This is a genomic window from Chroococcidiopsis sp. CCALA 051 (assembly GCF_003015105.1).
Classification (GTDB): Bacteria; Cyanobacteriota; Cyanobacteriia; order Cyanobacteriales; family Chroococcidiopsidaceae; genus Chroococcidiopsis; species Chroococcidiopsis thermalis.
Genome location: NZ_PYCI01000041.1, coordinates 1 through 13,184 on the forward strand (window position 1 = coordinate 1; position 13,184 = coordinate 13,184).

Genomic DNA, 13,184 nt, shown 5'->3' on the forward strand with positions numbered 1-13,184 from the left:
TGCGAATATCTCCCCCCATTGCCTTAACCGCCAGCAAGTCTCGTTCCTGCTCTCCTGCACCTCTGCCCCCCTGCCCCTCTGCCCCTCTGCTCCCTGCTCCCTGCTCCCTGCTCCCTGGAACACGCAACATATCTCCAAACGAACAGAAAATAACTTCGGGTTGCGTTGCGATCGCGATCGCCCGATCGATGAATTCCACAGGCGTGACGCAGACGGGACAACCAGGTCCGTGAATTAAGGTAATTTCTGGGGGTAAAAGTTCATCTATGCCAAATTTGACAATAGAATGGGTCTGACCGCCGCAGATTTCCATAATTGTCCAAGCTTGGGTAGTAATGGCAGCGATCGCCCGCGCGTATTGCCCAGCAGCATCAGCATCTCGGTATTCGTCAACGAACTTCATTGTCATCCATCCCCCACGTAAATCCCCATACAGCGAGCGGTTTGGACGAGATAGTTATCAGGTGCTACAGGCAAAGGACTTCGAGCAACAACATCGGCGATCGGCACATCTACAACTCGTCCATTTTGCCAAGCCACCATTTGACCGTATTGTTCCCGCGCGATTAAATCTACTGCTGCCTTACCAAAAGCTGTTGCACTCAAGCGGTCTAAAGCCGATGGTATACCACCGCGTTGAATATGCCCTAAGATCGAAACCCGAACGTCAAGGCGATCGGTAAGGGTGTTGTGGGATTTGATTTGATTGGCAATGTACTGTCCCATGCCGCACTCTAGAGAGGCAAAATTTTGTGTTTCGGCAATAGAACTATCGTTAGCAGTTTTAGCACCTTCAGCAACAACAACGATCGCAAATTTTCGTCCCCAGCGATCGCGCAGTTCGCTAATTTGATGGCAAACTCCGTCAATCGAGTAAGGAATTTCGGGAATGAGAATACAATCTGCTCCGCCTGCAATCCCAGCATGAAGTGCCAAATGTCCCGCTGTCCGTCCCATAACTTCCACAACCATGACGCGATCGTGACTGGCAGCTGTAAAAGTCAGACGATTCAAAGCATCAACAATCGTATTAACAGCCGTATCAAACCCGATTGCTCGTTCCGTAAGTGCTACATCGTTATCGATTGTCTTGGGAATCGCGATGAGATTCCAGTTTCCTTGACAAGCTAGTTGGTGGAGAATGGCGAGACTACCATCGCCACCGATCGCAATTAAGGCATCTAACGCCAACGCCCGATAACTAGCAATAATTTCACTCGCATGAGCTAACGTGTCTCCTTTATTAATCGATCCTAAAATCGTGCCACCCATACTGAGTAAAGGATCGATTCCGCGTAAATCTAAGCCATGCAAATTGAGTAACGTCGTCTTGCGCTCCAATAACCCTTGGGTAGCGTAAGGAATCCCTAGCACTTCCCAATCGTGTTGTAGCTTGGCATGGCTGACAACAGCCCGAATCGCACAATTCAACCCGGGGCAGTCACCGCCACTGGTCAAAATACCAATTCGTTTTTGCATAGGGTTTTGGTAGTTGGTAATTGGTAGTTGGTCGTCATTTGTCATTTTTCATTTGTCATTTGTAGTAATTGATGGATAGTTGTTATTAGTTTTGACTTTTGACTTTTGACTTTTGACTTTATCCAAAATAATGAGATGTATCGAAAACTCGCTCCCATTCTGGTTTGTAGGTTTGGAGCGATCGCATGTATTGGGCGCGTTCAAAGGCACTCTTGTCGGGGCAATTTTTCTGACTCATGCTTCCTTGTAGTTGCCGCACGGATTCATACTCGTGTTCTATCATCCATTCACGCATTTCCTGCTCGATCGCGCGGATCTGGTCGATACCGTGCCGTAGCAACACCGAACAAAGCATCGTGATGTTAGCCCCTGCCATCAACAACTTGATGGCATCCTGCCCTTTGTGGATGCCGCTCGTTGCAGCCAAACTAGCATTGATGCGATCGTAGAGAATTGCAATCCAACGCATCGGTAAACGCATGGACTGCGGAGTACTTAAAAGCACGTTTGGTTCAACCTCTAGGGTTTTGAGGTTGATGTCTGGCTGATAGAAGCGATTGAACAAAACGAGAGCATTTGCCCCTGCGTTGTCCAAACGTCGCGCCATATTTGCCATGTTGGTAAAATACGGGCTGAGTTTGATCGCTACAGGAATTGTCACGGCGGCTTTGACCGATTGCAAAATCTCAATGTAGGTTTGCTCGATCTGTTCGCCTGTCAAGTCCATGTCTGTAGGGACGTAATACACATTCAATTCCAGTCCGTCTGCTCCTGCTTGCTGGATTTGTCTGGCATAGTTAGTCCAACCGCCGACAGATGAACCGTTAAGGCTAGCAATGAGAGGAATATTGATTTTCTCCTTTGCCCTTTGAATATGGTTTAGATATTCTTCCGCTCCGACGCGAAAACTGTGCGATTCTGGGAAATAGGTTAGAGCTTCAGGATAGCTTTCAGTCCCATGTGTCAGGTGATGGTGCAGTTCGTAGCGCTCTTGGCGTAATTGTTCTTCAAATAGAGAATGCATCACAACAGCCGCCGCCCCCGCATCTTCCATTCGCTTGATATTGTCGATATCTTCAGAAAGGGGTGAGGCTGAAGGTACGAGGGGCGATCGTAATTGTAACCCCATGTAAGTTGTCGTTAAGTCCATTTGTCTCCCTCCTAAAACCTTGAAGTTAGGAAAAGAACTTGAGATCTAATCAATAGTTTCAGGCGATCGCGCAGCTAGATATTCATACAAGCGCCAACGAGCATTGACATCTTGCTGTGTCTCTGCTAGAAACTGCTTAGCTGCTTCTGGCTTGCTCTTGGTCAACATCTTGAAGCGGTTTTCCAGATACATATATTGCTCTACTGGGAGTTTCGGAGCGTGGGAATCAAGTTGGAGCGGGTTTTCTCCCTGCTGAATCCGGTCAGGGTTAAAACGATACAACAGCCAGCGCCCTGAATCTACCGCAGCCTTTTGATTTTGCATCGCTGTTGCCATATTGATGCCGTGGGCGATGCAATGGCTGTAGGCAATAATCAACGATGGACCTTCGTAAGCTTCAGCTTCTAAAAAGGCTCTAAGTGTATGCTCGTCTCTTGCGCCCATTGCGACGCTAGCAACGTAGACATTTCCGTAAGTCATGGCAATTAAACCCAAGTCTTTTTTGGGTGCGGGTTTACCACCAGCAGCAAATTTAGCTACTGCTCCCTTGGGGGTAGCTTTAGACATTTGCCCGCCAGTGTTGGAATAAACCTCTGTATCGAGAACGAGGATATTCACATTACGTCCGCTCGCCAGGACGTGGTCGAGTCCACCAAAGCCAATATCAAAAGCCCAACCATCACCGCCAATAATCCAGACGCTCTTTTTCACTAAATAGTCAGCAAGTGATTTGAGATTTTGGATTTTAGATTGGTAATTAGTAGTTGGTAATTGGTAATTGGTATTTTCTCCCCCATCCTCCTCAGCTCCCTCAACTCCCTCAGCTCCCTCAGCTCCCTCAGTTCCCTGACTATTTGATAATTCGTCCAATTTTTGTTTGAGTAATTCAACTCTTTGGCGTTGTTCGTAGATATCTGCTTCATCCTGTTGTTCGGCAGTGAGGATACTTGTTGCTAGTTCTTCACCTACTGCTGGTGCTAGCTGGCGGAGTAATTCGCTAGCAATTTCTGTGTGTTTGTCGATCGCAACGCGAAAACCCAAGCCAAATTCGGCATTATCCTCAAATAAGGAATTAGACCAAGCAGGACCCCGCCCCTCGGCGTTGTGCGTCCAAGGTGTAGTGGGTAAGTTACCACCGTAGATCGAAGAACAACCAGTGGCGTTGGCAATGACGGCGCGATCGCCAAATAATTGACTAACTAGTTTTAAATAGGGTGTTTCTCCGCAACCCGCACAAGCGCCAGAAAATTCAAATAACGGCTCTTGCATTTGCTGCTGATTAATCTTATGCAGTTTCAATTGAGTGCGATCGGGACTGGGAAGATTTAAAAAGAAATTCCAGTTGTCCCTTTCCTTTTCCCGCAACGGTTGCTGCGGCTGCATATTAATTGCTTTCAGTTTTGGTTGTGACTTGTTTTTGGCTGGGCAAACATCCACGCAGATGCCACAGCCCGTACAGTCTTCCGGTGCAACTTGGATGGTAAATTTTAAACCTTGCCAATCATGCTCTCTAGCATTGCTACTCTTAAAAGTGGCTGGAGCAGTTTCTAGTTGCTGCGGTTCGTAAACTTTACTGCGAATTACGCTGTGGGGACACACCATCACGCACTTACCACACTGGACGCATAAATCTGAATCCCAAACTGGGATTTCCTGGGCAATATTGCGTTTTTCCCACTTCGATGTTCCACTGGGATAAGTTCCGTCTGCGGGCATGGCACTCACTGGTAACTCGTCACCCTCCCGCGCCATCATTTTTCCTAAAACATCTCGGACAAAAGCTGGGGCTGAATTGGGAATTGGTAGTTGGTAGTTGGTAGTTGGCAGTTGGTTTTCTTGACTGCTTCTTACCATCGCTCCATAATCAACTTCATAGAGATGTGCTAGGGTTTCATCCACTGCATGGATATTCATCTGGACAATTTCATCGCCTTTCTTGCCGTAGGTTTTGCGGATAGATTGCTTAATTTGGGCGATCGCTTCATCTTTTGGTAGCACGCCAGAAAGAGCAAAGAAGCAAACTTGCATAACGGTGTTAATTCTGCCACCCATTCCAGCGTTGCGAGCAACTTGGTAGCCATTAATTACATAAAATTTCAGCTGCTTTTGAATAATTTGAGCTTGGAGCGATCGCGGTAAATAATTCCAAACTTCATCTGCTGGGTAGGGACTGTTGAGCAAGAAAGTACCACCAGGGACGATCTCTTTGAGTAATGGGAATTTCTCGATAAACTCCCACTGATGACAAGCAACAAAGTTAGCCCGATTGACTAAATACGTGGAGCGAATCGGCTGCGTTCCAAATCGTAAATGAGAAACTGTCACAGAACCCGATTTTTTGGAATCGTAGACAAAATAGCCTTGAGCGTAGTTTTCTGTCTGTTCGCCAATAATTTTGATGGAATTCTTATTGGCTCCTACAGTTCCATCCGCACCCAATCCATAAAAGATGGCTCGCACTACATGCTCTGATTCAATCGAAAACTCAGGATCGTATGGCAGACTAGTGTGAGTCACATCATCGTTGATGCCCACGGTAAAGTGATTTTTAGGTCGATCTAGCGCGAGGTTATCGAAAACTGCTTTAACCATCGCTGGGGTAAATTCTTTGGATGATAAGCCGTAGCGTCCACCGATAATCTGGGGAGTCGGGGAAGTGGCTAGTGGCTGGTGACTAGTGGCTAGAATTGCTTCCTTGTCTCCCTTGTCTGCTCCTAGTCTCCTCTGCCCCTCTGCATACTCGCACACAGTGGTAACAACATCCTGATACAACGGCTCACCTGCTGCGCCTGGTTCTTTGGTTCGGTCTAAAACTGCGATCGCTTTGACTGTTACAGGTAACGCTTCTACAAATCTTTTGGCATCAAAGGGGCGATAGAGTCGGACTTTGACGACTCCTACTTTTTCGCCACTAGCATTAAGGTAATCTACAGTTTCGTGGACGGCTTCGCAACCAGAACCCATTAAGACAATAACTCTCTCTGCTGCTGGATCGCCGTGGTATTCAAATAATTGATATTGTCTACCCGTCATGTGGGCAAACTCGTCCATCACCTTTTGGGTAATGTCTGGGCAAGCTAGATAGTAAGGATTGACAGTTTCCCTAGCTTGAAAGTAAACGTCGGGATTTTGGGCTGTACCCCGAATCACTGGGCGATCGGGAGTTAAAGCGCGATCGCGATGGGCAAAGACTAGCTCGCCGGGGATGAGCGATCGCATGTTATCTTCTGTCAACATTTCCACTTTGGCAATTTCGTGGGAGGTGCGGAAGCCATCGAAGAAATGTAGGAAAGGAATTCGCGATTCTAATGTTGCTCTTGTAGCGATGAGGGCAAAATCGTGAGCTTCTTGGACTGATGCGGCACACAACATCGCAAAACCTGTTGTCCGCGCTGCCATCACATCACTATGATCGCCGAAGATGGAGAGGGCTTGAGCGGCAAGCGATCGCGCTGCTACGTGAAAGACTGTCGGTGTCAGTTCTCCGGCAATTTTGTACATATTTGGCAGCATCAACAATAATCCCTGCGATGCTGTGAAAGTCGTCGTCAGCGAACCTGTCTGTAAAGCACCGTGAAGCGCCCCAGCAACACCTCCCTCGCTCTGCATTTGGACTACGGCAGGAACATTACCCCAAATATTTGCTTTGCCTTCTGCTGTCCAAGCATCAGCCCATTCAGCCATTGGCGAGGAGGGAGTGATAGGGTAAATGGCAATGACTTCATTCAAGCGATAGGCAACTTGAGCAACTGCCTCATTACCATCTAGGGTTGCAAATGTTTTTGTTTTCATTTTTTCAACCTTTGCAAGCTTCTAAAGTATTACCAAGTGACTGTTTTGGCTCTACCTTGAAGTTAGAAGGAAAACTTGAGGAACCTGTGAGGAGAATAGAAGGGGAACCAACGATCGCTCAATTTTGCATTTCTTGTAAATAATTCAACGTACTTTCTGCTTCTTGTGGATCGAGAATGCTCAGAGCAAAACCTACATGAACGATTACATAGTCATCTACTTTTGCGTCAGGAACATAGGCAAGACTGACTTCTTTAATTACTCCACCAAAGCTAACTTTTCCAGTTTGCATCAATGGTTCTTGTTCGTTATTAATACTGATAATTTTTCCTGGAACTGCTAAACACATGGCTGTCCCTTCCTATTACTTAATGAAAAGTTGCTGCCACAATTTGTCCTAGCGCGATTCCCCCATCATTAGGTGGAATGCGTTGATGCCAGTAAGGGCGAAAGTTTTCTGCTTGCAATCGTTCGATCGCTCTTTCAGTTAAATACTTATTTTGAAAACACCCGCCTGTAAGTACAATGTTTTCTTCACCCACAGACTTTGCTATGGCAACTACGACCTCAACGAGCGTATTGTGAAACTTGGCTGATATTTGTCCGACTGGTAAACCACATCTGATATTTGCTAAGATTTCTCGCACCATCGTTAGCCAGTCAACGATCGCCGGCGATGACGTTGCCAAAATCTCAAAGCTATAGCACTCGTCAGGATCAAATCCGGCGATCGCAAACTCTAGTTCCATTGCTGCTTGTCCTTCAAACTGGGTATGTTGCCGCAATCCTACAATTGAAGCGATCGCATCAAATAGCCGTCCCATACTAGAAGTTACTGGCGTATTGAAATTTCTTTGCAGCATTGTCTGCAAAATTCCCAACTCGCGATCGCAAAAAGCTTGTACTGGTACTAGGTGCTTCATCTCAAACACCTCGTCTCCAAAAATCTCATAGAGCAAACCAATTGCGACTCGTCTCGGCTCTTTAATCGCCTTTTCTCCCCCAGGCAGCCGAAAAGTGTGCAGATGGGCGACTCGCTCAAATGATGTTTTTGTAACGAGCAAAAATTCTCCGCCCCAAATTGTACCGTCTAGTCCATAACCAGAGCCATCCCAAGCAACACCTAAGACAGGTTTAGAGTCATGCATTCCAATTAAATTATTTTCAGCCATGCATGAGAGAACGTGAGCGTAGTGGTGTTGTACTGGAATCGCAGGCATCCCAGAATTACGCGCAAATTGAGTAGAGAGGTAATCGGGATGAAGATCGCAGGCGATCGCCACTGGTTGTGTCTGATAAAGTTGTTGAAAATCCGCGATCGCCCGTTCAAAAGCATTTAAAGCTGGTACTGTTTCTAAATCTCCGATATGCTGACTGACAAAAACTTGCTCTTTGACACAAAGCGCGATCGTATTTTTGAGATGCGCCCCTACTGCGAGAAGGGAGTCGGTAGGGGCGCACTGCTGTGCGCCCGTACTAAGGAGTTGGGAGTCGGGTGTGGTAGTTGGTAGTTGCTCCTCTGCTCCCAGATCCCAGCTCGTCCCTGCTCCCTGAATCGACAAAGGTGCATAGCCACGGGCGCGACGTAAAACCATTTCTCTTCCCATCATCACGCACACGACAGAATCATCTACAGGACGGGCGATCGGTCGGTTATGGACGAGGAAAACTTCAGCAATGCTACTCAGACGTTGCAGTGCTTCTTTTTCATCAATACAAATAGGTTCATCTGTTAAATTGCCACTGGTAGCAACTACCGGAAAACCCAACTCAGCCATGAGTAGGTGATGTAGAGGAGTGTAAGGCAACATCACACCCAAGTAGGGATTGCCAGGAGCAACTGAGGGGGCGATCGCATGAGATGCTAACTTCCGTTGCAGCAGTACAATTGGAGCTTGAGGCGATCGCAATAGGCTTGCTTCCAATTCTGAAACTTGACAGTGTACTTGAATCGATTCCAGCGATGGATACATCAGGGCTAGGGGTTTTGCCTCTCGCTGCTTGCAACGGCGCAGTTTTTGCACGGCTGCTTCGTTACGTGCGTCTACTACCAGATGAAACCCGCCCAAACCCTTGATAGCAACGATCTTTCCTTGACAAATCGATGCAGCAGCTTGAATCAATGCTTGATGATGTAATGATAGAACATTGCGATCTCGCTCCCATAACTCCAGCTGGGGTCCGCATTCAGGACAGGCATTAGGTTGGGCGTGAAAGCGACGATCTAATGGATTTTCATACTCAGACTGACAATGAATGCACATCTGAAACTTTTTCATTGTCGTATTGGCGCGATCGTAGGGCAAAGCCTCAATAATGCTAAAGCGGGGACCGCAGTTAGTACAGTTGGTGAAGGGATAACCATAGCGGCGATCGCTTTTGTTGAAAATTTCGCGCAGACAATCCGAGCAAGTGGCAAGGTCGGGTAATATTGTTGCTGATTTCTCACCACCCGTACTGGTGCGAATCTCAAACTGCTGGTAGCCTATGGGAGCGAGAAATTTCGATTCTAGACTTTGAATTATCGAACGAGGTGGCTTTTGTTGCTCGATGCGTAATAAAAAATTCTGCAATTGCGCTTGAGTGCCTTCTACGTCAACCAAAACCCCTTGGGCAGAATTATTCACCCATCCTACAAGTCCTAATTCCGTTGCCAGTCTATAGATAAACGGACGAAAGCCTACCCCCTGTACAGCACCTCGAATAGTTACGTGTAAACGTTGTTTTAGGATTGACATTTTGTCTTATAGCAAAACTTCATCGACTCTTCGCCTTGCTGTTGGTTTTACCTCAGAACCAAAACCCAGACGCAACAGAATTTGTGGATAGCCCGATGCGTAGATTAATTTGCTCAGTTGCGATCGCAAAGTTGGCACTTCAATCGGCTGATTTAAAAAGGATGCTGATAATCCTACTGCTTGACTTCGCAGCAGTACGCGCTCTAGTGCTTGCCCCGCTGCCAGCCAATCTCTCGGAGTATCTTGCTCTGTACCCAGCACTAAAATTGCCGGAGACTGGATTGTGAGTTGGCGGTTATGATGAGCCATTGCATCTCCGAGATCGAGGGTACGCATTGCCCAAGCAAAAATAGGTGTAGCAAAATCTAAGTACTGATTCACTCCATATGCATATCCAGGTATACCATCATGGCTGGAGCTGCTACCTGGATGAATCCAAGCTGCTAATTCGCGGCGAAAGTCGGGATTTGCCATTTGCCAGCGATCGCCTCGTACCACTAATTCGGCGATCGCCTGACGGGTTAGATCTCCCTTCACAACGTGCAACCACGCACCTTCGCTAGCGGCATCTACTTGTAACCATGTCAGCATCGATTTGGGGACATCCCGGTTTTCATAATCCCTTCGATTTGTGTGTCTTTGGGGAATTGCCTCAAACAGCATTTGCTCGTCAGCGCTAGCCTGTGTGGGTTTGCCTAACTGAATCGTAGCCAACAAGTCTGGTTGACTGGGTTCTGGAAAAGTTGAGATTTTGCCCGTATAACCAAAGTGACGTAGAGCAATCCGAAGATTAAGTAATGCCGTACCGCAGCTGATAATTAATTCCCGGTCTTGAGGATCGACAACAGGCAAAGCGCGAGTCCGGTCAGCATAGAGCGCGATCGCTTCATCTTGAATTTTAAAATTCCAAGGTTGAGTATTATGCCCAGAAGGAGCTAGCAATGCATAGTTTAAAAGAAACTTGAGCTGCTCTGTATATGTACCAGATTGGGGAAATTCAGCTGCTTCAATGTTCCAGAAATTGGATATTGTAGACATGGCGATCGCCTCGCAGCATTCATGATTTTGCTCGGTAATCTTAACTATTTTTTAGCAATATAAATTATTGCTGTTTACAACGTCGATTTTATATTCGACTCGTCTCTAAACTATCTCAAAAAACTATTCAAACTCTTTTCAAACTAATACTAAAAGTATTAATCGAACCGACTTTTAACTTTTGACTTTTGACTTTTCTAGTCTTCTTGCCAATCTTCACGACCTAATAAATCGATGATTCGATCCCTAAGCAAAAAATCATTTTCCTCTAGCTCAATTTCTACACAAACCCACTCACGACCTGGGATGTATTTGCACAAAGCATAAATTGGTTGGTGACGGTCAACCAGTCCTTTATCAACGAGTTGACGAGCTTCGTCTTTGATAGCATTGATGTCGTACTTAACTGATGTTTTCATACAAATTACCTTCTACCTAGTAGGAGTTAACGGTTAATGATTAACAGTTAACACTCAGCAATCAACAGTCAACAGCTAACATCCAAGATGTAAGAACCCTTGGGAATTGCTATAGCATCAGGTTGGTTTAAACCATATCTTGTTTGGTTATAGGTTTAACTTAGCAAGCAAATTTGAGGAAATTGTGAGTAACTCAACGTTCTCCCAGACCGTTTGAGGATTCATGCAGAACCAAACAGACAAAATCCGCCTTGTGTAACCGTTCGATTTGCCATTCCAACTGCGATCGCACTAGAGTAAATCTGTACCCTGCCGCAGTCTCTCAACCTTGACTCAATCTCAAGCCAAGCGAATCGATCTCCAAGAATCTCACCTCAACCGCGCTCGTGCAAGTATCCGCCAAGCGCTATCTTGGTATGGGCATCTGCGTAAACCCAATCCACAACCTGCAAAGCTTGAATTAGCTGGGCTGGTTAAACCAGATTTGGAAGTCCTAACTTCCACGCTGAATAAATTAGAAACGAATGTCATTTGTATCGCTGCTTTTGGATTGGTGAGTCGAGGCAAATCAGCGGTTCTCAATGCCTTAGTCGGGCAGAAAATTTTACCCACGGGTCCCCTACACGGTGTGACTCAATATCCCCGTTCCGTGCGTTGGAATCCAGGTGGAAAAGTACAGATTGAATTAATCGATACACCAGGATTGGATGAAATTGAAGGTCAAGCTAGGGCGCAAATGGCAAAGGATGTAGCGCGACAAGCTGACTTAATTTTATTTGTCGTCGCTGGCGATATTACCCGTACTGAATATCAAGCACTTTGCGAACTACGGCAAGCACAAAAACCGCTAATTTTAGTCTTCAATAAAATTGATTTATATCCTGAAACAGACAGGGAAGCAATCTATAAAAATCTCCAACAATTAGGGGCTGGTAGTCCAACCGCAAGACGCTTACAGCAACTTTTGTCTAGCGATGAAATTGTCATGGTGGCGGCGGAACCAGCAGCCGAAGAAGTGCGAGTAGAATACCCCGATGGACAAGTTGTTTACGAGTGGGAAACACCACCACCTCAAATTGCAGAGTTACAGCAAAAGATTTTACACGTACTCAATCGCGAAGGGCGATCGCTACTTGCTTTAAATGCTTTACTACAAGTCAAAGATGCAGAAGCGGCGATCGCAGGTAAAACTCTAGATCGTCTTCATGAAGCGGCGGAAGATTTAATTTGGCAATATACCAAATATAAAGCTTTAGCTGTCGGACTCAACCCCATCGCTGTACTTGACGTTTTAGGCGGATTTGTTGCCGATCTCGCTCTAATTCGTGCTTTGGCTAAGTTATATAATTTGCCAATGACAGGGTTTGAAGCTACGAAATTGTTGAGGACAATTTTGTTTAGTTCCGGTGGTTTGCTATTGAGCGAATTAGGTAGCGGAATGCTGATGGGATTGGGTAAAAGTGCGACTGCGATCGCCTCTGGGGATAATCCGTTTAATGTTACTGCATTTGCAGGAACTGCGATCGCTCAAGGGGGAATTGCGGGTTACGGTACGTATGCTGTGGGAAAAGCCGCCCAAATGTATTTAGAAAAAGGCTGTAGTTGGGGACAATTTGGTGCGAGTACCGTCATTCAAGAAATCTTATCTCAAGTCGAGCCAAATACAATTTTGTATCGTTTGCGGTTAGAGTTGGGGCAGCATTTGAGTTAAACAAGTCAAAAGTTAAAAGTTAAAAGTCAAAAATGTATAACAGCCTAATAAATGTAGGCGAATGCAGATAAATGTATCGTAGGGGCGGGTTTTATCTGAAATCTTTGTCGGAGTCAAAAACGATCGACAAACCCGCCCTCAGATCTATGCGATCGCAATTTAGAATTTTGCAATAGATTATTGTTTCGAGATTGTGTATATGAATACCATCGCCCTAGACTTACATTCAGTAATCGACTTGACCGACGAGCAATTTTTCCAGCTTTGTCAACAGAATCGGGATCTCAAGTTTGAGCGCACTGCAACAGGAAAGATAATTATTATGCCACCTACGGGCTGGGGAACTGGAAACCGTAATATTAAAATATCGACAAGACTAGAAATCTGGGCAGAACGTGACAATACAGGCATTGCCTTTGACTCATCTACAGGTTTTATCCTACCTAATAAAGCGATCCGTTCTCCTGACGCTGCATGGGTGAGACGAGATCGAATTGAAGTAATAAATCCAAATCCAGACAAGTTTTTACCTCTAGCCCCCGATTTTGTTGTCGAACTGATGTCGGCTAGCGATCTGCTCGAAGACCTACAGGCAAAGATGCGAGAGTATATAGAAAATGGGGTGCGCTTAGGTTGGCTGATTGACCCCAAACAGCAATATGTGGAGATTTATCGTCAAGGACGAGAAGTAGAAGCGCTATTATCTCCCACCACCTTATCAGGAGAAGATGTACTACCTGGGTTCGTTTTGAATTTACAGGGTATTTTGTAAATGCATGGGATACATAAACCAGAAGATGAATGACTCTTGAGGGTTTAACATGAGATTTAGTGACCATCACGCAGAAAGCGCGATC

General features: G+C 45.9%; 9 protein-coding genes and 1 pseudogene. 2 read left to right on the forward strand and 8 right to left on the reverse strand.

What is annotated here, in order from left to right:
- The 8 genes and pseudogenes from C7Y66_RS32920 to C7Y66_RS12275 all read right to left on the reverse strand — a co-directional run.
- Positions 1-403, reverse strand: a pseudogene (locus C7Y66_RS32920) (hydrogenase formation protein HypD); the annotation flags it as partial.
- A 2-nt stretch (positions 404-405) separates the two neighbouring features.
- Entirely contained in the window at positions 406-1,479 is a 1,074-nt protein-coding gene (locus tag C7Y66_RS12245; protein ID WP_106545812.1) for an ATP-dependent 6-phosphofructokinase, read from the reverse strand.
- 118 nt (positions 1,480-1,597) lie between these two features.
- A complete protein-coding gene (locus C7Y66_RS12250; protein ID WP_106545783.1) occupies positions 1,598-2,629 on the reverse strand; it encodes a dihydroorotate dehydrogenase-like protein in 1,032 nt (343 codons plus the stop codon).
- Positions 2,630-2,674: 45 nt separating this feature from the next.
- The gene (gene nifJ / locus C7Y66_RS12255) at positions 2,675-6,421 is read right to left on the reverse strand and encodes a pyruvate:ferredoxin (flavodoxin) oxidoreductase (protein WP_106545784.1); all 3,747 of its coding nucleotides are present in this window, start codon (positions 6,419-6,421) and stop codon (positions 2,675-2,677) included.
- A 118-nt stretch (positions 6,422-6,539) separates the two neighbouring features.
- A complete protein-coding gene (locus C7Y66_RS12260; protein ID WP_106545785.1) occupies positions 6,540-6,770 on the reverse strand; it encodes a HypC/HybG/HupF family hydrogenase formation chaperone in 231 nt (76 codons plus the stop codon).
- Positions 6,771-6,789: 19 nt separating this feature from the next.
- Positions 6,790-9,159, reverse strand: coding sequence for a carbamoyltransferase HypF (hypF, locus tag C7Y66_RS12265; protein ID WP_106545786.1), 2,370 nt, complete (start codon positions 9,157-9,159; stop codon positions 6,790-6,792).
- A gap of 6 nt (positions 9,160-9,165) precedes the next feature.
- The gene (locus C7Y66_RS12270; RefSeq protein ID WP_106545787.1) at positions 9,166-10,197 is read right to left on the reverse strand and encodes a nitroreductase; all 1,032 of its coding nucleotides are present in this window, start codon (positions 10,195-10,197) and stop codon (positions 9,166-9,168) included.
- Positions 10,198-10,394: 197 nt separating this feature from the next.
- A complete protein-coding gene (locus tag C7Y66_RS12275; RefSeq protein ID WP_015156335.1) occupies positions 10,395-10,616 on the reverse strand; it encodes a DUF4327 family protein in 222 nt (73 codons plus the stop codon).
- Positions 10,617-10,944: 328 nt separating this feature from the next.
- On the opposite strand from C7Y66_RS12275, the gene C7Y66_RS12280 reads away from it, so the two are divergent.
- Both C7Y66_RS12280 and C7Y66_RS12285 read left to right on the forward strand, forming a co-directional pair.
- Positions 10,945-12,327 carry a GTP-binding protein gene (locus C7Y66_RS12280; RefSeq protein WP_106545788.1) on the forward strand — a complete coding sequence of 461 codons (1,383 nt, stop codon included), beginning with the start codon at positions 10,945-10,947 and terminating at the stop codon, positions 12,325-12,327.
- A gap of 199 nt (positions 12,328-12,526) precedes the next feature.
- Positions 12,527-13,099 (forward strand): Uma2 family endonuclease, encoded by a 573-nt coding sequence (locus C7Y66_RS12285; RefSeq protein WP_106545789.1) that lies wholly within the window; start codon positions 12,527-12,529, stop codon positions 13,097-13,099.
- The last annotated feature ends 85 nt before the right edge of the window (positions 13,100-13,184 follow it).